This window comes from Methanoculleus taiwanensis (assembly GCF_004102725.1).
In the GTDB taxonomy this organism is placed as follows: Archaea; Halobacteriota; Methanomicrobia; order Methanomicrobiales; family Methanoculleaceae; genus Methanoculleus_A; species Methanoculleus_A taiwanensis.
In genome coordinates this window covers 462,492-483,038 of the sequence record NZ_LHQS01000002.1, presented here as the reverse complement: position 1 = coordinate 483,038, position 20,547 = coordinate 462,492, and the positions used below count along the sequence as shown (strand labels likewise).

Sequence of the window (20,547 nt, the reverse complement as noted above, 5' to 3'; positions counted from 1 at the left end):
AAGGGTTTTGAATCGAGTTTCGGATCAGTATCTTAAAAACCGATGATTGAGGTACATTTAGAGTGGATATGGCAACACGATACCTACTCGGGAACGAGGCCATCGCACACGGATGCCTTGAGGCAAATATCGATTTTGCAAGCGGTTATCCGGGAACGCCTTCTTCTGAAGTGATAGACATTCTCCGATCGCAGGGGGAACGATCGTTCTACGTGGAGTGGTCGACGAACGAGAAGGTCGCCTATGAGAACGCACTCGCGGCTGCGTGGTGCACCGCCCGCGCACTCTTCACGACCAAGCACGTCGGCCTGAACGTCGCGGCGGATCCCCTGATGACGAGCGCGTACACCGGCGTTACGGGAGGACTCGTCGTGCTTTCCGCCGACGATCCCTTCGCACACAGCTCCCAGAACGAGCAGGACACCCGGTGTTACGCTCATTTCGCCCGGGTACCCTGTCTCGACCCCGCGACCGTCCAGGAGGCGCACGATATGATCCGGGATGCATTCGCTCTCTCCGAAGAGTTCAACCTTCCCGTCATCTTCCGGCCGACGACGCGTATCTGCCACTCGAAGAGCGACGTGACGCTCGGCGAGGTCGGGCAGGAGCACCGCAAAGGCATGTTCCGCCGCGACCCGAAGCAGTACGTGGTCATCCCGGCGCACACCCGCGTGCTTCACGTGAAACTGAACGAGAAGCAGCAGGGGATCAAAAAACGGCTCGTCGAGCTCGGCTATAACCACGCCGAGATCCGGGGAACGACCGGGATCATAGCAAGCGGCGTTGCCGCCTCCTACGTCCAGGAGGTTATCCCTGACGACATTTCCTTCGCGAAGGTAGGAGCATACCCGATCGACGAGGACTGGCTCCGCGGGTTCGTAGAGCGGCATACGCGCGTTCTCGTCGTCGAGGAGCTTGCACCGGTCGTCGAGGAGGCGGTGCGGAGGGTTGCAACCGCGGCCGAGGTCTATGGAAAGCTCTCAGGCACCGTTCCCTTCGAGGGCGAACTCTCCCCCGCCGGAGTGGCACTCGCCATGGAGAAGGCCGGCTTTGCCCCGACGAAATCCTTCCCGCCCGCATCGCCGGTCGAAGGAATACCGCCGCGCCCGCCGATCCTCTGCGCGGGCTGCATGCACCGTTCCGCCTTCTACGCAATGCGGAAGGTCTTCAAAGACGGCATATTCCCAAGCGACATCGGGTGCTACACCCTCGGCCTCCAGCTCGGCGGCGTCGATACGACGATCTGCATGGGCGCCTCGATCACGGTCGGCAGCGGAATGAAACAGTCCGGTGAGGAGCGGGATGTCGTCTGCACCATAGGGGATTCGACCTTCCTCCATACCGGGATACCGGGCCTCTTAAACGCCGTCTACAACGGCGCGGATATGACGGTAGTGATCCTCGACAACCGGATTACCGCCATGACCGGCCACCAGCCGAATCCGAACACCGGTGTGACGGCGATGGGCGAGGAGAGTACTCCAATATCGCTCGACGCCATCTGCCGCGCCTGCGGCGTTGCGTTCGTCGAGACGGTCGACCCCTACGATCTTCCGATGCTCCTTTCCACCTTCCGCCAGGCGAAGGAAAAAAGCGGCGTCAAAGTGATCATCGCAAAGCAGCCCTGCGTCATCTCGGCACGCCGCGCCGGGATGAAGCGAAAGCCCTATGCCGTGGATACCGACCGCTGCACCGGGTGCGGCGTCTGCCGCTCGTTCGGCTGCCCGGCGATCGCGTTCGTGGACGAGAAAGCGTTCGTGACCGAACTCTGTGCCGGGTGCGGGGTCTGCGCCGACATCTGTCCTGCAGGCGCCATTCGAAAGGAGGGGAGACGATGAAAGACTCGTTCGATATTCTGATAGTCGGGATCGGCGGGCAGGGCACGGTGCTCGCCTCAAACGTCCTCGGGGAGGCATGCATCGCCGAAGGAAAGCCCGTCCGCAGTGCGGAGACGCACGGCATGGCCCAGCGGGGTGGATCGGTCGAGAGCCACGTCCGCATCGGTGCCGAGCACGGTTCGCTGATCGCGCCGGGAACGGCCGATCTCCTGATCGCCTTCGATCTCCTCGAAGCGCTCCGCTACCGCCACTACCTGCCGGAGGGTGGCAGAGTCGTGACGAACAGCCGGTTCGTTCCGCCGACCTCGGTATACATGCAGAACCTCCAGATCCCGGACGAGAGCGAGATTCTCACCGGCCTTGCGGGGCTCTCCGTCACCTGCGTCGATGCGGCGGCACTCGCCGCAGAGGCGGGCAGCACGCTCGCGCAGAACATCGTCATGCTCGGTGCCGCCTCGGTCGATATCCCGCTCTCCCCGGAGGCGCTTCTCGAAGCGGTCAGAAAATGCGTCCCGAAAAAGACGATCGAGATCAATGAGAAGGCATTCCGTATCGGCCGGAGTACCGACCGCGGATGCTGATCGGATGGCTGCTCGCTCCACAACTCCTATTAACCCAGCAGGAGAGGAGATAAGACCATGAGCGAGCAGGAGGTCATTGCAACCCTGAAGCATCTGGCGGCGAGATCGGCCAGTTTCCGCCTCTCCGAAGTCAGGCAGTGCCTGGCGGACGAGCGGTCGCTGCCGGATCTCGCGGCAGCGATAGAGCCCGCCCTCCAGGGCCTCGACCTTACGATCCGCCCCCGGGGCGAGGATTACGAGCTCGCGCGGATGCCGCCGCCGGGGCCGCTTACCCCCACGGGCGGCGGACGAAAGCGGCAGGAGGCGTTCTTCCGGTCTCCCGCCGTCCCCGAGAGCACCCAGCAGCTCATCGAGGCCTACATCGAGAAGAAGACCGGAAAAGCGTGGGATGACCCGACGGTGCTCGAACGGATGAGGAGCACCATCCTCGCACAGAAGAGCCGCTACTGGAGAGAGCAGGCGGGCAGATACCAGAAAGGCTACCAGGTGCTCGGCTATCTCGGCTACCACGCCCCGGTTTACCTGGTGCAGTTCGAGCACATCCTCTGGCAGCTCATCGAAGACGGGCTCGTCAAGGAACGGATGCGGATCCTCGACGTCGGGTCAGGCCCCGGTGTCGTGCCGCTCGCGATCATCGATCTCCTCGACCGACTCGGGCAGGGGAGTGCCCGCATCTTTGCCATCGACCGTTCCGAAGAAAACCTCGAGGCCTATAACGCCCTCGTGCCTCCGGCGGCCGCACCCGGCGGGAGAGTGACCGTTGAAAAGCCGCTCCTCGCCGACCTGCAGGCGCTGCCGAAGGGCGCCGTCCCGGGCAAGATCGATCTTATGGTCTTCTCGAACGTGCTGAACGAACTCCGCCAGATCTCCGTCAAAGAACGTGCCGAGCTCGTCCTCTCCCTCGCGGATCGCCTCGCCGACGACGGGACGATCGTCATCGTCGAGCCCGCGGATCTCGCCAACGCGACCACGATGCGCGAGACCGTCCTCGAGCTGGCGAAGAGCGACCTTGCCATCTACCGGCCGTGCTCGTTCATCTGGGGCACGCACTGCAACCCTTCCCGGTGCTGGACGTTCGAGCAGAAGATCGACATCCGCCCGACACGGCTGATGAAGGGGCTTGCCGAAGGTTCCGAGGGCTACCGGTTCGTCAATACCGATATCAAATACTCCTCGGCAACGATCAGAAAAGACCGGCAGGCGCGCTGCGACTACCGGGTGCCCGCCGGGGCGAAGGCCGCCCGCTTCTCGCAGCTCCAGCGCCACCGGAACAGGCGGATCAACGTCGTCGCCGCGGTCATGTCCGGCAACCTCGGGGATGCCGACTCGAAGGTCTATAAACTCTGCGACGGGACGCCCGCAAACCCTGTCTACGCGATCGTTCCCCGCTACCTGAAGGGCGAGAACCGGTATATCCTGCAGAACACACCCTACGGCGATATCGTCCGGATCTCCGGCGTCGTCGTCCGCTACAACCGGGAACACGACGCCTACAACCTCGTTATCCAGCCGGATACCACAATCGAACGGGTCTCGCCCGGCACGAGCCCCGCCGACAGTTAGACGCCGTCACCGTCGAACCGGTGCATGAAGAAACTCCACCCGGTGCCGGAACAGTCGTGGCAGGGAACGCTGCCGTAGACCGGGTCACGGATGCCGTGCACGCCTGTCCCCCCGCACCCCGGGCATGCCGATGCCGGCAGATAGACGAGGACGGTGCCGGCTCCGGCACAGGCACGGCAGGTGCCCGGAGCATACCTCCGGTGGAGTTCGTTGCTTCTGCCGGTGCCGCCGCACCATCGGCAGGGTTGTGCGGCCATATTCAGGTCGTGCGGTTCCATACCCTTCTTCTCTCTCGGACACCGGAAAAAGGTATTCCGCCTCACGCCGCCCCCGAGTACACCCGCCACGCGTCCCGCAGGGCATAGAGGAACGCGCCGTACCCGAGACTGACCGCCCCTACCTGGACGAGCCAGCCAAGCACCGGAATGAGGTAGGAGATCTGCAACAGGACGAAACCGAGCACAAAGATTGCGGTAACCCCCGTCTTCCACCGGAGGCGCGAGACGACGACGTCCCCGAGGGCGAAGGCAACAAAGAGGCTCGAGAGCAGGACCGCAACGAGAAAGAACATCCCGAGAACAGCGGCGATGGGCAGACCTATGACGGTGATCGCGATCACGAGGAGGATGAGGGTCGATATGATGACGCCGAAGAATCCGACGATCGTCTTGATGATCGGATTGGTTACGACCTCGCGTACGACGTGGGCAAACTCCTCGGGAAAGATCTGGATCAGGATAACCCCGAGGAAGAGGAAGCCGACGGTGACGAGGAGTGAGAGCAGGCCGAATCCACCCGGCATATCCGGCCCGCCCTGCTGCTCGTAGGTGATGGCTCCGGCGGTACCGGGGTTTTCGAAGGTGCCGGCGGAGACGCTCAGGTTCCGCACCACGGTTCCTGCATTGGTAACGCTCCCGGCGCTGATCACCGCGTCCCGGAGCACCGTTGCGGACGACCCGAGAACCACCGTCCCCCCGGTGAGAAAGACGTTCTCCACGGTTCCGTTGATCCCGATGCTTCCCCCTGCCGCAAGCACCTTGCCGTCGACATCGGCACCGACGATAATGGTCCCGCCGGCGGCGATCACGTCCCCTGCAACCGGGGCGTTGACGATGATCGAGCCCCCGGTGGCGATCAGACTCCGTACCGGAGCGTTCACCAGGATCGTCCCGCCGGATGCAATTACATCATCGTCGATCGGTGTCGCTATCACCGCCTGATCATCCGAGATGAAGACGAATGCGTCCGATACTGCAGGCAGAAGACAGAGTGCGATCAGTACGAACACAATCAGGTGTTTCATGCACGTCAGGATGGCGGCTGAGCTCAAAAAGGTTCGGCAGGTGGCTCTCCTGTCACCTGCGGAGAGCGGCGAGCAGGATCGGGATGATGAGATACCCAAACCCGTTTAACCCGGGAGCGATGATGACCGATATGGCAAGCGCCGCAGTGGCGGCCAGAGGGAGGACGAGAAGCCTCCTTTTCGCCTGCACAATGCGATGCCCGTCGACACTCGCGTGCAGGAACCGCTCCGGGTTGCCCGAGACGTACAGCCACTGCACCAGATAGATGATCCCGATGATCAGGAAGTTCACGTCGAAGATGACGGCAGAGAGCAGGATGGGATGGTAATCTCCGGAGAGCGACGTCGTAAACGGGACGAGGGCAACAAAGAGCAGCGCGAGGATGTTTAGCCAGAGCAGAGGCCCGGTTACATGCCGGATCGAGTGGAACTGTTTATGGTGGACGGTCCAGAACCCGGCGAGCACGAAGAACGCGACCGCATAATTGGTGAACTGCGGCCAGTTCGAGAGGAGGAAGGCCGGAACGGCGCTTGCGGCCGTCTCCAGAGGAACATCCGGAACATCGAGGTTCAGCACGAGAAGCGTCATCGCGATGGCGAAGATCCCGTCGGTCAGCGCTTCGAGCCGGTGGGTGCTCATCCCCTCGGCGTCGGTGCCGCCCAGAGCCCCGTCGACAGGTGTACTCATACTGTATTCGTCGCCCGGGAGCCTGATGAACGCTTCCGTCCTGCACAGGCCGGATACAAAAAGAGAGTGGCGCAGGATCAGTGCACGAGTTCCTGGAGGCGGCTTTTGAGCTCGCTCACCACCGCTTCCGCATCCGGCATGCCGGTGGACTGCACGTTCCGGATAGTCTCCTCAAGAGCGGTCGTGATCCAGTCCTCCGGCACCCCTGTCTGCGGGAAGAGGTCGTTCCACTCCTCGGAGCGGAAGGGAACGACTCTGGCGACCTTGCCGAGGAGGTTCCAGGGGACGACCGTGTAGGCTTCGCCGCTTCTGATATCCTCCACCTCGACCGAACCGTCCTCCTGCAGGGATGAAACCTTTCCGTGAACGACGAAGACCCGCATCTCGTCCTTGTCGGTGAAGATCACCTGGACGACATCGCCTTCGCTCAGGTTCTCGGGAAGCACGTAGAAGGCGATGTCACCCGGATACAGCATTCCGGGAACGTACCGGTCGGCGATCCCGATGTAGCCCGTGTCGGCGACGTAGAGTTTGAGATACTCCTGGGAGAACTTCCGCGTGATCCAGTATACCGCACCGGGGTGCGTCTCCGCCAGTTTGAGCAGGATGTTATGGATCGCGCTCGGAACGCTCTCCGGCCGTCCCAGAATATCCCGTGCAATCGTGTCGTACGCCTCGACGATATCGCTGTGAGCCACCTTCGCCTGTTCCATACGGATTACCTCACGCGAACGTAATGCCCAAGGTATGCTAAATATATTTCCCTGCTCCGCCGATCCCCTGTCGATCCTCCCCGAACAGGAGAGGGAAACGCTGCATCAACAAACTATAACTAGTGAACTACCCCGGCCTGAAGGGCGTGGCTTCCTGCTTCATGGCCAATACTTGCATCACAGAGACGTGATGGAGAGGTATCGACTCCACAGGCTCGAAGGGCTGTTCCATCCCCGTGCGGTGAATATTCACCGCAGCATTGTAATCCCTATCGGCAACAAACCCGCAATACGGACAGTTGTGGACTCTCTCGGAGAGCGCCTTTTTCACGATACTCCCACAGTTTGAGCATATCTGTGATGTATTTCGGGGATCGACTTTGATGAGGTTCGTACCAGCACTTTCAGCCTTGTACGAGAGGTAAGAATAGAATCGTCCCCACGAAGCATCATGAATGCTCCTGTGCAGTCCTGTAAAGTTGCCTTTTTCCTTCAGACCTCTGATATCCAGGTCTTCGACACAGATCGTAGCGTGCGTGTCAACATAGTGTCGAGAGAGTTTGTGCAGGAAATCTTTCTTCTGGTTCGTGATATGATCATAGACCTTCTCCAACTTGCGCTTTGCCTTCTTCCAGTTCTGCGAGAAGCGTTGCTTCCGGGTAACACTCTGCTGCAACTTCCTGATCTTGGCCAATGAGTGCTCATAGAAGCGAGGATTCTCGATCACCATACCGTCACTATCGACTGCAAACGAATTCAGCCCGACGTCGATGCCGACAGACCGACCCTCGCGCTTTGGCTCGGAGACTTCTATCTCTGCCTGAATGATCACGTACCACCGCTCTCCAGAACGGGTGATCAGGACACCCTTCACCATTCCAGCGTATGGCCGGTGCAGCGTGAACGGAACGGTTCCGATCTTCGAGAAGGTGATCGTGCTGTGTTCCCTGTCGATCTTGAACCCGGATTGGTTGTAGTTGAGCGTCCGGTACCGAGATGCACTCTTGAACCTGAGTTTGCCGATCTTTCGCCCCTTCTTCTTTGACTCTGAGAGAGCAGCGATGTTGCTCCAGAGAGTAGCGTTCACCATCTGGAGCACTTTGGAGTAGACTTCTTTCAGGGCAGGATTCTCGTCCTTCAGCGTAACGATCCGGGCCTGTGTTTCCCGCATTGTTGGAGTGATTCCGTTCTCCCGCGCAGCGGTGCATTCTTCGAGAAGGTTGTTGTAGAGCCACCTACAGGTATCGAGGGCGACGTTCAGCCGTGTCTCGACAGTTGCATCTGGATACGCCCGATACTTGTAGGAAATGAACATAGGCAACAGGACAGTTTGTCAGGGACAAGAGTATACTCGATCCGTGCAGGGTGAAAGTGAAGATGGGCGGCGGAGCGGCCGTCCCCGCACCTGTTGACCGGGGACTTCCTGCTCCGCCATTCACTCCCGGCAAGGTTAAATTATTCGGCACCAATAGAGTAAAAGAGAGGTATACTTAATGGGCTTTACACGAGATGCTACGTACCTTGATGTGATGAAGGCGCTGAGCAAACAGTACGCTCCCCGAGAGGGCTGGGAGTTTGAGTGGAGACCCGACTACGGCGCAGTTCAGCCCGAGTGCGTAATTACCCGCCGCGAGAAGGGGCAGACCAAGCGCGTCCTCGTCGGCGTCAAGATGGAGAAGGCGATCCCGGCAAGCGCGCTGGAGCAGCTCGCAAGCCAGACCCGCAGCCTCGCAGGCCAGAAGAAGCCCGTAGACCGGGCGGTTCTCGTCGTCCCGACCGGTGCCGAGGTTCCGGCAACCGCAGAGGGTATCGATATCGTCCGCCTCGACTCCTACAAGGTTCTTGGAAACCGGATCGCCTGGACCAAGAACCTCGAGCGGAGCGAGGCCGTCGAGGCTGAGCGGCAGCAGAAAGGGCTCGCATAACCGAACCTTCCCATCCACACTTTTTTCTTACCGTTACGAAAGCGCGAGCCCCGGGTATGAGGAGACGGAGCCGCGGCGATCACCCCCCGGAGAACGGGCAGGAGGGGTACGTATCCGGAAGTCCGAGCGGCGAAGGCCGAAGAGTCGCCGGCGGGCGTAACTCCCCGTTCCATCGGGGTCATCTAAAAAGGTCTCTGCCGGAAGAGGGCAAAACCGGCAGAGCAAGAAAGTCCGCTCGCCCGTCGCTACCCGAAATCAAAGAGCGTCGTCCTCGACGGGTCGACGTCGTGCCATCCCCACCCGAGCGGCTCGATGATCCGGGAGATGGGTCCTTTCAGTGTCTTATCGAGCATCGTCTCCCAGTCCACGACAAACTCCGGAGGTACCTGATCGGGATACTCGAAGCAGACGACGTCCGTCCGCGGATACTTCGCCGTCACATTCCGGATGTACACGCGCTTTGGTTTGCTGCCGCGCTTGAAGTCGGTGCCGAGATACTCGTTCGAGTACTTCGCGCCCCGGATCTGCGCATCGTCGTTCTCGTAAGCATCGAGGGTCTTCCCTATCCCGCCCGGGATGCCGACCACGTCGAGGGGGTACTCGCCCCGCCGGTACTTCCGAATGACGTCCCGCAGGTACGCCCGCACGTCCTCGTAGCCGTCGCCCTTGAGGATCATCTCGATCACGGTCCGCTGGACCTCACGCGTGATCTGCGGCGAGTCGCTCCGGCGGATCTCGAAACCCACGACGTCGACCTCGTCGACGTCTTTTCCCTCCTTCCAGACGAGATGACCGGCGTAACGTTTCTTCTTCCCGGCCTGGAAGAACCGCCGGTAGACCTTCTCGAACTTGATGGAGAAGTAGTGGGTATCCGCGCCGAGGACGTCGTGGGCAAACTCGGCGTAACTCGCGTTCAGCGTCTCCTCCATCGTGCGGGATGCCCGGATGATAGCATCAAGGTCGCCGGGCGGCACCTGTATCATGCAGGAGTCGGTGTCGCCGTAGAGGACGGTATACCCCATGCCGGTGATCACGTCGCGCGTATGCTGGATGATCGCCCGTCCCACCGAGGTGACCGCGGAGCCGATCTCCCGGTCGTAGAGACGGAACCGGGCGTACCCCGAGACACCGTAGTAGGTGTTCATGATCACCTTCAGGACGTTCTGCTGCAGATCGAGGAGGACGTACTCGGGCGATCCGAACGGATAGGTGTTCCGGAGCTGCTTTCGCCGGTCGCGCTCCTCGAGGAGCTCGGCGATGATGCTCCGCGTCAGGCCGTCGGGCTCTTTCTTAAAGCGGATCCCGTTCGGCGCCCGGAGATCTCCCGCAGGGTCTTTCGTCTCGGGCGAGGCGTTGATCGTCATCATCGCCATCGGGTAGAGACTCTTTAAGTCGAGGACCACCACGTTCTCGCGGAGGCCCGACGCCGGTTCGAAGACGATGGCGCCCTCGAACTCGTCCCCGGCCGCAAAGCCCTTCGAGGGCAGGATAAACTGCCCGGAGGATTTCCGGAGGATGTAGATATCGATGACGTTCGAACTGTTCAGCGTCCGGTCGAGCGGGCAACCGACGTACCGGGCGATCTCGCGGTAGAACTCGATGATATTGTTCTTCTTATTAATCCCGACGCAGAGCTCGACGTCCCGACAGTTGTACTCCACAAGTTTTGCCGGGTCGTCCCGCCAGAGATCGGAGAGCGTTCCGGCGTACCTGACCTTCCTGATACCGAGTTCCTCCTCGCCGATCGCGTCGAGCCGGTACGACTCCTTCTGCGACTGGTGCATCTTCTTGTAGGCGGCGAGGAGATCGAAGATCGCCCTTCCGCGGATGGCGTTACGCTCGGTCTGACCGGGGAGGCGGGAGAGATCCACGGTGCGAAGCCCGAGAACCTCCATCCGCCGCAGAAGGTACGGAACGTCGAACTCGGTGAAGTTCCAGCCGCTCAGAATATCCGGGTCGCGGGCGCAGACGTAGGCGATGAGTGCCTTGAGCATCGAGACCTCGTCCGGAAACCGGAAGACGGAGTGCGCATCGCCCGTGGAGAACTCGGGCTCGAAGGTGCAGGGCTCGTCCGTCGACATGCCCGGGAGCCAGATAAGCGTCACGTACTCGTCGTCGAACGAGTCCCAGCAGGTGACGCTGATGATGGCATCGCGCTCAGGCTCGGGGAATCCCCGCTCGTCCTCGCACTCGATATCCATGATGCAGTGGCGGGCGGGAGCGAGGACGTCGTCAGGCGTGAGAGCACGGTAGTCGGCGGTCGGGCCTGCCGGCGCCTCCACACCGGCGGTGAGCCCGCAGTCGATCATGAAGCGGGTCGCAAACGGAATATCGGCCTCGTAGTGCTCATAACCCTCTCGGACATCCCGGACATCGCTCGGGCGCCGGGTATAGAGGCGGCGGAGCGGTTTTCCCCGTATCGAGCGGTACACCGTGCCCGCTTCGACATCAACCTGCGCAGGGTGGCTGCGGGCGTCCACCTGCTCGACGGGTGCGTAGAAGTAGGGGCGAAAACCCGTCACGTCGAGCCGGACGGCGGCACCCGCGGAGTCGCGGCCGAAGAGGTGGATGATCGATCCTTCGCCCCCGACGCTGTACTCCACCTGGTGGATCCCGAACCGCACTCTGTCGCAGTCTGCAGACGTGTCCCCGGCCTGCGTCGAACAGCCGTCGTCCCGGAGCACTCCCTCAGTCATCAAATCTCCGTGCGAGGTCTCTTATATACGCTCCGGCGGCATGCATCCGCTCCGCCTCCCAGGGGTCGAGATCCCACTCCTCGATCGCGAGAACACCCTCCCGGCCGATACGGGCGGGAACGCCGATGGAGCAGCCGGAGAGTCCGTACTCCCCGTCGACGATGCACGAGCAGGGCAGCACCTCCCGGCGGTCACGGACGATCGCTTCGATGAGCCGGGCGATGTGACAGGCAGGCCCGAAGACGGTGCCGCCTTTGCCTGCAATCACTTCCATGCTCGCACCTCTGAGCCGGGTGAGGATCGACTCCCGGAGCTCGGGGGCGACCACCTGACCGGTCCGGGAGAAGATCGGTACCTGGTGCTCGCCGTGCTCGCCGAGCACGACGGCCGGGCCGCGGAGGTTCTCGCTTCCGAGGATGCAGCCGAACCGTGCACTGTCGAGCTGACCGCCGAATCCGATACAGCGGCGCCGATCCACCTCCATGAGCTTGGAGAGGGCGTAGTTGTTCGCGTCCATGGGGTTCGTGATCGTGATGACGACCCCTTCAAAGCCCTTCAGGTGCCTGCCGCAGGATCTGGCAACAGGGAGGTTCGCCTCGAGCAGATCCGCCCGGGTCCTGATGCCCGGGTTTCGCGGCGTGCCCGCAGCGAAGACGAAGATATCCGCATCCCGCATCGCTTCCGTGTCGGTACTGACGGCAACATCGAGCCCGGTATGGCATAGATCGAGAACCTGGGCACGAAGGAGGGGTTCGTAGACATCGTGCATGATGATCTCGTCGACAAGGCCGAGCACCGCGGCGAGGTACGCGGTCTCTCCGCCCACCCGTCCTACTCCCATTACTGCAAGGCTGGTCATGCTATCAACAACTCTATTGGGGTATGAGAGATTAAAAACCGGATACCACTCGCTTGGGGGTATCCCATATCCGCGGGAGGGCACTATGCCACACTGGATCGCCCGCTTCCGCAGAGACGCCGTCACGGAAAAGCCCGCTGGCGGGGCATTTTTCCGGCATTTCTATTCTAGTATTGGCTCGACACTATAATAATACGTAACGCCAAAGCTCTTCTCAGAATGGTTACGCTCAAACCAGGCCCCATCAACGTCGGAGGTCTCCGACTGAATAATCACCTCCTGCTGGCGGCAGGTATCCTCGGAACAACCGGAGCCTCACTCGCCCGTATCCTTGCAAGCGGAGCGGGAGGTGTGGTCACCAAGTCCATCGGCCCCGAGCCGAAAGCCGGGCATCACGGCCCATGCGTCGTGACGGTCGACGGAGGAGTCCTCAATGCCATGGGACTCCCGAACCCCTCGTCAGGGTTCACCCGCGAACTCGAAGCAATCCGCGGCCAGCCCGTGGTCGTCAGTATCTTCGGGGGAAACCCTGAAGAGTTTGCCACCGTCGCCGGCTGGTTTGCCGGCAATGCTGCAGGTTTTGAACTGAACGTAAGCTGCCCGCACGCCGCGGGCTACGGTGCGGCACTCGGAAGCGATCCTGCCATAGTGGAGGCGTGCACCCGTGCCGTCAGCCGCCTCGGCCTCCCCACGTGGGTAAAACTCACCCCGAACGTGACGGATATCGCCGAATGCGGCCGGGCGGCGCAGCGCGGCGGTGCGACTGCGATCGTCGCGATAAACACGCTAAAAGCGATGCGGATCTCGACGGCGCTCCGGCGGCCGGTTCTCGGCAACACGTTCGGCGGCCTCTCCGGGCCGGCCGTCTTCCCGGTAGCCGTCAGGTCGGTTTATGACTTATACGAAGCCTGCTCGATACCGATCGTCGGATGCGGCGGCATTACGACCGCCGACAACGTGGTGGAGATGATGATGGCGGGAGCGAGCGCCGTCGAGATAGGAAGCGCCGTTATGGACGATATCGGGATATTCGCGACGATTGCAGGCGACCTCTATGCGCCGGACGGGGAAGACCCTGCCGGAATCGTGGGGTGCGCCCATGCGTGAACAGATGCCGATCGGGGTTACCATCACCCGGATCACGGAGGAGAGCCCCTCGATACGGACGTTCACCTTCGATCAAGAGATACCGTTCAACCCCGGCCAGTTCGTGATGGTCTGGGTGCCGGGCGTCGATGAGATTCCGATGGCACTCTCCGCGACCGACGCCATCACCGTCCAGAAGGTCGGGGACGCCACCGCAGCGCTCTTCTCACTCGGCGTCGGGGATCAGATCGGGATCCGGGGGCCCTTCGGGAACGGGTTTGCCGTAACCGGCAGGACGCTTGCCGTCGGTGGCGGGATTGGCGTATCCCCGCTCCACCCCCTCGCGACCGCGGGACTGGTCGACGTCTTCCTGCTCGGTGCACGTTCGGCTGAAGATCTGATCTTTGCTGACCGGCTCGCGGAGACGACGACCCTCTTTACGGCCACCGACGACGGATCGGCAGGGCATCACGGGTTCGTCACCGATCTCCTCGGCCGGATCGATCCGATCGACTTCGATCATATCTGCGTCTGCGGCCCCGAGGTGATGATGCGCGCCGTCCTTGGCATCCTCGAGCGGCACGGATGCACCGACCGCGGGCAGTTCTCGCTCCACCGCTATATGAAGTGCGGCATCGGCATCTGCGGCTCCTGCTGCACCGACCCGGGCGGCCTCCGGGTCTGCCGCGACGGCCCGGTCTTCACCGGCGATCGGTTGATCGCAAGCGAGTTCGGGCACTATACACGGGATGCGAGCGGGCAGCGAAAAAACCTCTGAACTCCTCCGGCGGGGACGGGACCCCGCCCCTAAAACTCCCCGGGAGCACGGTTGAAGAGGATGGCGAGGAGATTATCGATCCAGGCAAGCATACTGCCGGCAGCTCCCGTGGTGCCGGAAGCATTCGCCGATACCGACACGTTCTCGTCACCGGTATCAGAGGTGCTGTTCACCGGAACAACGTCTTCCAATGCACCTTCGCCCTCCTGATCTCCGGTTGTATTTTCGCCAAGGAGAGCCCGGTCGTTCGTGAAGAGGTAGAGGCTGTTTCCTCCCATGCCGGTTCCGACGGCTACAACCGCTCCGTCTGCCGAGATCTCGAGGTCCTCAATACTGCTCCCCACCCGGTACTTCCAGGCCAGCTCGCCGTCATTCTTGAAGAGGTAGACGGTATCACCCGACCCGGCGGCAACGCCGCCCTGGTTCGATGCGACGGCAACCCCATGGATCGGCTTGGTGGCCGGGTACTTCCAGAGATGGTCGCCCCCGCGGGTGGAGAGGTAGACGCACCGGTCGAGAGAACCGGCCACGATGTAGCCCCCGGTCGGCGACATCCCGATGCTGGCCACCGCCTTTCCTGTGCCGTAGCTCCAGAGCGTCCCTTCACCGTTCAGGAGGAGGTAGACACCCTGATCGCCGCACCCTGCTGCGATGAACCTCCCGTCGTTCGAGATGGCGATCCCGTAACAGTCGGCGCCGAGGCTTGCGTCCCAGAGCACCTCCTGCTCGGAGTCAAAGACGTAGATCGTACCGTCGTCACATGCACCGGCGATATTCGACGCGTTCGAAGAGAGGGCGACGTCATGATAGGGGAAGTTATTGGTCTTCTCCGTCCAGAGCAGGTTGCCTTCGCGATCGAAGAGGTAGAGTTTATCGGCGGCGACACCGATGTGCGAACCTTCGGGAGAGAGCCCGACGCCCTGAATCTGACCGCCGATAGGCTCCGACCAGAGTTCATGTCCGTTTTTATCGAAGAGATAGAGTGTGCTCCCCGCACCGACCGCTATCGTCGAGCCGTCGAGTGAGATGCCCATCCCGGATACCGGAGCGGTCATTTCGGCCTTCCAGAGGAGGCCGTAAGCCTCTTCCTCTGCCGAAGCGGTGCCGCAGAGCAGCACGGCAAGAACGAGCAGGCCGCATGCGATCAGTCCGGGGCGACTTCGCCGGATCATCGATCTCTTCTGCACGGGAGGGTGAGCCTCTCTACTGCCGCCGGCAGGGTTACGGTTCACCGGCGCGCTTTCCCCCACAATCATGGAACCGTCACTGATCAGGAATATATATATATGTTCCTGTCAGCGAGATTGGATCACCATTGCAATTGAATAAACACAGTTAAATTAATAGAGAGGATATCGGGAATCGTTCTTTCCACCTAAAGGCTTCTATCCGGTAAAACCAGCGGGAAGAAGGGCATCCAACTCATGCACGCCGGAAAGCCGTGTTAATCCATAGAAAGAGCCCCGGAACATTCCGGGAAAAGAGCGGAGAACATTTATCCCGGGCACCCGGTTGGCCGGAGCATCCCTGCCCGCAAACTGCGGCACCCTGCAGCTCCAGGGCTACGGATCCCGATCTGCAGCAAGGCCGTCGATCTCCCCGAGCTCCTCGAGCTTATTGATATTGACGAAGGTGCGGAGTTCCGGGTCGATCTGACGGATACGGTCCATAGCTACGTACCGGGTGTTGAGGTTCCGAACCATCGTCCGGAGCGAGAGCGACTCGTGCTCGCTCAGGTACTCGAGGAGTGCCGACCTCCGGTAGACGGCGTGGAGCGGTTCGAGCATCTCCCGATTCCAGCAGGGGATAGCCGCATCACAGTCACCGATGCTCTCGAAGAGCATCTCTATGACATCGCGGCTGATGCAGGGCATATCGCAGGCCGCAACGAAGATAAGCTCCCCATGCACCGCCTGCGACCCCGCATGCAGACCGCCGATAGGCCCGATTCCCTGCCGGAGATCGTGGATGCACCGGATGCTTTCGATCTCGGCGAACCGCTCGCACTGCCCGGGATTACGGGCCACCACCACGACCTCGTCCACGACCGCATGCAGCGTATCGAGGAGCCGGTCGATGAAGGTCTTCCCGTGGTAGGTGAAGAAGTACTTCTCCCGGCCGCCGGCACGGCGTGCCTCTCCACCAACAAGGACGACGGCAGACCGCACGAGACCTACCGTCCTTCCCGTCCGAGTTCCTCGCGGAACCGGATCTGTTCGGTGATGCAGGCGTTGTAGGCCACCGGGATGCCGTGCAGGCGCCCCCGGGATACCACCGCGCCGTTCAGGAAATCGATCTCGGTCCTCCGCCCGCTTTTAAGGTCCTGGAGCATCGAGGAGTGGTGCGCCGCAGTCGCCGGGAGCTGGGTGTCCCGGAGGAACGCAAGGTACTCGGCCGGGGTCTTCCAGGGAAGCCGGATGCCTTCCGCCTCTGCAACCTGGCAGACCTCCCGGACGAGCTCGGTGACGATCCGCCAGGCGTGCGGGTCGGCAAGTTTCCCGTACGGGACGTCGGCGAGGGCGCCGAGCGGGTTTAAGGCACAGTTGTAGAGCGTCTTCGACCAGATGTCGCTCCTGATCGCATCGCCGGGAAGGACATTCATCCCGGCGCTTTCGATGAGGCGTACGAGCCGCATGACCGCATCATCGATCCCTTCCGGGAACCGTCCGAGTTTCATCGGCGACGCCTCCACAGAGACGTGCACCGCCGCATCGCCGCGCCACTCAAACCCCGTGATGATCATGCCGCCGATGACGCGATCGGTATACCGGGCGATGATCTCCTCGTTGCCGATGCCATTCTGGAGACTGACCACCTCGTGCCCGCGGAGTGCATCGGCATACTCCCTGCAGATCGCTTCCGTGCCGGTGGACTTGGAGGTGATGATGAAGTAGTCCGGATCGCTCCCTTCGGGAAGAGCCTCGGAGCAACTGAACCGGTACGTGCCCTCACCCCAGATACCGGTCAGGAGGAATCCCCGCTCCCTGATGCGGTCGGCATGACGTTTCCGGCAGACCGCGTGAACCTCACAGACAGCCGAGAGCTTCGCGGCGACGGTGAGACCGACCGCCCCCGCACCAAGAATTACAACCTTCATAGATTACTCGTATCACTTTGTCAAAGATCGGGGTTAAACTCTCCGTTTTTTCGGGCAGCCCTCCGTTCCAGAGAGAGGAGATGCTCCTTAATCCCAACCTCGGGCGAGAATCCTCCGATACCGCCTTTCGCGACGATACGGTGGCAGGGGATGACGAGCGGCGTCGGATTCCGTGCCATGGCCATCCCCACGACACGCGGCGCCGTCCCGACCTTCGCGGCAATCGCCCCGTAGGTCGCGGTCTCTCCGTAGGGAACACGCCGCACCTCGCGGTAGATCCGCGCCATAACCGAGTCCCCTTCGGTCGCGGTGCTCGTAAGGGCGAGGAGGTCTTCCCGCTGCCCGGCACAGTAGCGGCGGATCGGAGCGGGCACGCTGCTCTCCACCCCCTGCCGGGAGAACCGAACACGGAGGACGAGGTCGCCCTGCCAGGAGACGTGCACGAACCAGAGACCGAGCCTGCAGGCACCGGTCGTTATCTCCATCCCGAGACCGCCGCTTTGAATCCTTCTACCTCGCACGCCACCATCTCCGTCTGCATCCAGGGGGGGAGGCCGCCCTTCACCCGGGGTTCGAGGAACCGCTTCTCCCCGAGCACCAGCACGCCCCGATCCTCCGGCGTCCGGAGCACCCGCCCGAGCGCCTGCAGGGCACGGTTGATCGCGGGCAGGGTGTAGCTGATGAACTCACCCTCTTCTCCGAACTTCATCCGGAAGTACTCGATCACCATCTTCCGTACCTGGTTGAAGGGCGCGAGGGGGAGGCCGATGACAAGCGCTCCTGCAAGGAGGTCGCCCCGGTAGTCGAGCCCTTCGCTCCACTTCCCGCCGCTGACCGCAAAGAGGATCCCGGACTTACGCTGGCCCGGGAGCGCCATGAACTCCTTTAGCGCCGCACTCGCATCTGCCGCCCCTTTCGGTTCGATGAAGACCTGCTTGCCCCGAATACTCCGCGAGCACCGTTCCGCGAAGGTGTTGAGGAGATCGTACGAGGGGAAGTAGATAGCGAGGTTTCCGGGGAGGGTCGCGAAGGTGCGGATGTACTCGTCGAGCCGTGCGAGGTTCTGCGGGTCGCGGCGCATCGAGTACGCGGTGGTGATATCGGTCGCCGCGAGGATGAGCCGGTTCTCCTTCGGAAAGGCGTTCGGGAGCGAGAGCGTCCGGACAGGAAGGTCGCCGAAGTAGTAGCGGCGGTAGCTCTCGATCGGCGAGAGCGTCCCCGAGATGAGGATGCAGCAGGCGTGCGCCTGGGCGATATCCTGCAGCTTCGTGCTCGGGTCGATGTTGCGCACCTCGAGCGCGACGTTCCCGTCGTCGTCCCGCCGGTAGACGGTGAGGAATGCAGGATCGGCCGCCGAACGGAAGATCCGGTAGAAGAACTCGCAGAGCCGCTCGATGGCGCTCTCGCGGAACTCTCCGGCTTTTAAGTTCCGCTCGCGGAGACCCTCGCTGATCTTGAGGAGATCGTCGACGATCGCCTCCATACTCGGGTAGAGCGAGCCTTTCATAATCATCTTCTGGAAGATGGCAGGCTCGAACCAGTCTTCGGTCTCCCGCGACGCCTTCAGCGCCTCCATGAACTGGCGGACCGGCGGGAGGAGGTGCTGGATCGCATCCGCTTCCTTGCTTGTCTTGCGCTGGTGGGCAAGCTCGTTTGCCGCCTGTTCGAGATCGCGCTCCTCCAGCACCACGCTCTCGATGCTCTGGACGACCTCCCCGCAGTTGTGCGCCTCGTCGATCAGGAGAAGAGCATCGCCGCCGTCGATATCGAGCGACTGGTAGAGCTGCTCGCGGATAGCGTCGTTGAAGAGGTGGTGGAAGTTCACGAGGATGACGTCCGCTTCCCGTGCGGCATGCAGCATCGTCTCGTACGGGCAGATCTCGCCGCAGAACTTGACGAGCTGGTCGGGCAGGATCAGCTCGTTACGCACCCGCTCGGCACGGACGCGGAGCGCCGCCGAGGGGATCATCTTCAGCCCCGCGTCCTCAGGCTCGACATACGACTTCGCGTGGACGTAGTAGGGGCAGATGAGCGGGTGATCGAGATCCATCTTCCGGATCTGCTGGCGGATCTGCCGGTCGTTCGCCGGTATGAGCGACCCCTTCTGCGCCCGCTCCCGCATGAGAGCCGTCGAGAAGGCTTTCACGCCCTCGCACCGCCGGTAGATATCCCCCTCTCCGCGAAGAGGGCACATGCTCCCCTTCCCGATGAGATACGCGAATTTGAGAGAGCCACGCTTTTTGCGGATCATCGCAAGCTCCCGCATGAACGTGTTGAGCTGACTGATGGTGCGCACCCCGATGATCACTTTTCTCCCCCGACTCTCGGCAAGCAGCGCCGAGACGACGCTCGACTTACCGCTGCCGGTGGGGGCGTCGACCATCGCGATGCCGCCATCTCTCGCCGAGGATGCTGCAAGCTCGAGCATCTCCCGCTGGTGGGGGCGGTAACTGCTGTACGGGAACCAGTCGTCGAGGGTATCCATCATCTATACTTCGACGTCGGAGGGCTTGTTAGTTATGGGTATACCGGGCGCCCCGAAAGTGAAGCAAACCTTTAAGAGAGGAGCGCCGTATCGCTCACCCGGAGGTGTCAGGTTTGGCACTGCAGACAGAAATTATCGATAAGATGTCCGATCTCATCACCGTGGCCTTCGGGCTGGTTGCCGCACTTGCCTGGAACGGGGCGATTCAGGCGATCTTCACAGAGATTTTCGGGGAGCAGAGCGACATTCCGGCACTGCTCGGGTACGCGATTCTCGTCACGATCATCGCCGTCATCGCCACCATCATGATCGGGCGGGCAGCCGCCCGGGCACGGGAAGCGCAGATGGCCAAGGAAAGGAAGGTATAAGCACCGGGATCCCGCCGGAGGCTATCCATACTACCCGCCACTTTTCCCTGAGAGATGGAGCCGCACTCCAAAGCCCGAACCGGGACGTTTTATGCGGGGGTTGACCCTATTCACAGTCAGGGCTGCCTGTAGCACGAGATGGAGGGTATATCCCGTGAAGGTGCCCGCAGCCCGAGGGAGATGTCCAGGATATCCTCGCCGTCTCCGCGATCCCAATCTCTTCTCACCGGCAGACCTGTACACCGAGCATCCGCCGCAGTGGGCGCGTTCAGGGCTATAAGTATATGATGCCGGAGTGCCTATCCGAATAGCAGAGAGTCTCCGATGCTGCCCACCACGGACGTTATCGATAAAATGGCCGCGCTCATCACCGCCGCCTTCGGGCTGGTTGCCGCACTCGCATGGAACTCGGCTATCCAGGCGCTGTTCAGGGAGTACTTCGGGCCGCAGACCACCATCCCGGCAATGTTCGTCTACGCGATTGTCGTGACGGTCATCGCCGTCATCGCAACACTCTGGATAGGGCGCATCGCCGCCCGGGCGAAAGAGATTGTGTGACGGAGAGGC

General features: G+C 61.8%; 20 protein-coding genes. 8 read left to right on the top strand and 12 right to left on the bottom strand.

Annotation, left to right across the window (positions count from 1 at the left end):
• Positions 1–68: 68 nt before the first annotated feature.
• From iorA to ABH15_RS07210, 3 genes are read left to right on the top strand one after another with little or no spacing between them, the layout of a single operon-like run.
• Positions 69–1,838: an indolepyruvate ferredoxin oxidoreductase subunit alpha gene (iorA, locus tag ABH15_RS07220; RefSeq protein ID WP_128693688.1), complete on the top strand. Its 1,770-nt coding sequence runs from the start codon at positions 69–71 to the stop codon at positions 1,836–1,838.
• Positions 1,835–2,419 carry an indolepyruvate ferredoxin oxidoreductase subunit beta gene (iorB, locus tag ABH15_RS07215; RefSeq protein ID WP_128693687.1) on the top strand — a complete coding sequence of 195 codons (585 nt, stop codon included), beginning with the start codon at positions 1,835–1,837 and terminating at the stop codon, positions 2,417–2,419. Before iorA ends, iorB begins: the two co-directional genes overlap by 4 nt.
• A 57-nt stretch (positions 2,420–2,476) precedes the next feature.
• Entirely contained in the window at positions 2,477–3,982 is a 1,506-nt protein-coding gene (locus ABH15_RS07210) for a class I SAM-dependent methyltransferase (protein WP_241648035.1), read from the top strand.
• On the opposite strand, the gene ABH15_RS07205 is transcribed toward ABH15_RS07210, so the two are convergent.
• The 5 genes from ABH15_RS07205 to ABH15_RS07185 all read right to left on the bottom strand — a co-directional run bounded on the left by ABH15_RS07205 (position 3,979) and on the right by ABH15_RS07185 (position 8,001).
• Entirely contained in the window at positions 3,979–4,260 is a 282-nt protein-coding gene (locus ABH15_RS07205; RefSeq protein WP_128693686.1) for a hypothetical protein, read from the bottom strand. The genes ABH15_RS07210 and ABH15_RS07205 overlap by 4 nt on opposite strands.
• 41 nt (positions 4,261–4,301) lie before the next feature.
• Positions 4,302–5,285, bottom strand: coding sequence for a hypothetical protein (locus ABH15_RS07200; RefSeq protein ID WP_128693685.1), 984 nt, complete (start codon positions 5,283–5,285; stop codon positions 4,302–4,304).
• 52 nt (positions 5,286–5,337) lie between these two features.
• A complete protein-coding gene (locus ABH15_RS07195) occupies positions 5,338–5,973 on the bottom strand; it encodes a TMEM175 family protein (RefSeq protein WP_128693684.1) in 636 nt (211 codons plus the stop codon).
• 77 nt (positions 5,974–6,050) lie between these two features.
• Positions 6,051–6,686 carry a hypothetical protein gene (locus ABH15_RS07190; protein WP_128693683.1) on the bottom strand — a complete coding sequence of 212 codons (636 nt, stop codon included), beginning with the start codon at positions 6,684–6,686 and terminating at the stop codon, positions 6,051–6,053.
• 127 nt (positions 6,687–6,813) lie between these two features.
• Positions 6,814–8,001, bottom strand: a complete 1,188-nt coding sequence (locus ABH15_RS07185) for an RNA-guided endonuclease InsQ/TnpB family protein (protein ID WP_128693682.1) — start codon at positions 7,999–8,001, stop codon at positions 6,814–6,816.
• 178 nt (positions 8,002–8,179) lie between these two features.
• Between ABH15_RS07185 and ABH15_RS07180 the strand changes: the two genes are divergently transcribed.
• Positions 8,180–8,611, top strand: coding sequence for a hypothetical protein (locus ABH15_RS07180; protein WP_128693681.1), 432 nt, complete (start codon positions 8,180–8,182; stop codon positions 8,609–8,611).
• A gap of 245 nt (positions 8,612–8,856) precedes the next feature.
• On the opposite strand, the gene ABH15_RS07175 is transcribed toward ABH15_RS07180, so the two are convergent.
• Both ABH15_RS07175 and ABH15_RS07170 read right to left on the bottom strand, forming a co-directional pair.
• Positions 8,857–11,307 carry a DNA-directed DNA polymerase gene (locus ABH15_RS07175; RefSeq protein ID WP_128693680.1) on the bottom strand — a complete coding sequence of 817 codons (2,451 nt, stop codon included), beginning with the start codon at positions 11,305–11,307 and terminating at the stop codon, positions 8,857–8,859.
• Entirely contained in the window at positions 11,300–12,166 is an 867-nt protein-coding gene (locus tag ABH15_RS07170; protein WP_128693679.1) for a malate dehydrogenase, read from the bottom strand. The genes ABH15_RS07175 and ABH15_RS07170 overlap by 8 nt, the downstream gene beginning before the upstream one ends.
• 219 nt (positions 12,167–12,385) lie before the next feature.
• Between ABH15_RS07170 and ABH15_RS07165 the strand changes: the two genes are divergently transcribed.
• Entirely contained in the window at positions 12,386–13,273 is an 888-nt protein-coding gene (locus tag ABH15_RS07165; protein WP_128693678.1) for a dihydroorotate dehydrogenase, read from the top strand.
• Positions 13,266–14,030: a dihydroorotate dehydrogenase electron transfer subunit gene (locus ABH15_RS07160; protein ID WP_128693677.1), complete on the top strand. Its 765-nt coding sequence runs from the start codon at positions 13,266–13,268 to the stop codon at positions 14,028–14,030. The genes ABH15_RS07165 and ABH15_RS07160 overlap by 8 nt, the downstream gene beginning before the upstream one ends.
• Positions 14,031–14,059: 29 nt before the next feature.
• Here the strand turns inward: ABH15_RS07160 and ABH15_RS07155 are convergent, their stop codons facing one another.
• From ABH15_RS07155 to ABH15_RS07135, 5 genes are all read right to left on the bottom strand, one after another.
• Positions 14,060–15,286 (bottom strand): WD40 repeat domain-containing protein, encoded by a 1,227-nt coding sequence (locus ABH15_RS07155; protein WP_128693676.1) that lies wholly within the window; start codon positions 15,284–15,286, stop codon positions 14,060–14,062.
• A gap of 306 nt (positions 15,287–15,592) precedes the next feature.
• A complete protein-coding gene (gene mobA, locus ABH15_RS07150) occupies positions 15,593–16,198 on the bottom strand; it encodes a molybdenum cofactor guanylyltransferase (protein ID WP_128693675.1) in 606 nt (201 codons plus the stop codon).
• Positions 16,199–16,203: 5 nt separating this feature from the next.
• Entirely contained in the window at positions 16,204–17,127 is a 924-nt protein-coding gene (locus ABH15_RS07145) for a ketopantoate reductase family protein (RefSeq protein WP_128693674.1), read from the bottom strand.
• Between the two features lie 20 nt (positions 17,128–17,147).
• The gene (locus ABH15_RS07140; RefSeq protein WP_128693673.1) at positions 17,148–17,612 is read right to left on the bottom strand and encodes a methylated-DNA--[protein]-cysteine S-methyltransferase; all 465 of its coding nucleotides are present in this window, start codon (positions 17,610–17,612) and stop codon (positions 17,148–17,150) included.
• A complete protein-coding gene (locus ABH15_RS07135) occupies positions 17,603–19,612 on the bottom strand; it encodes an ATP-dependent DNA helicase (protein WP_128694317.1) in 2,010 nt (669 codons plus the stop codon). Before ABH15_RS07135 ends, ABH15_RS07140 begins: the two co-directional genes overlap by 10 nt.
• Positions 19,613–19,725: 113 nt before the next feature.
• Between ABH15_RS07135 and ABH15_RS07130 the strand changes: the two genes are divergently transcribed.
• Together ABH15_RS07130 and ABH15_RS07125 are read left to right on the top strand one after the other, a co-directional pair.
• Entirely contained in the window at positions 19,726–19,980 is a 255-nt protein-coding gene (locus tag ABH15_RS07130) for a DUF5654 family protein (RefSeq protein WP_128693672.1), read from the top strand.
• Between the two features lie 324 nt (positions 19,981–20,304).
• Positions 20,305–20,538 (top strand): DUF5654 family protein, encoded by a 234-nt coding sequence (locus ABH15_RS07125; protein ID WP_128693671.1) that lies wholly within the window; start codon positions 20,305–20,307, stop codon positions 20,536–20,538.
• The last annotated feature ends 9 nt before the right edge of the window (positions 20,539–20,547 follow it).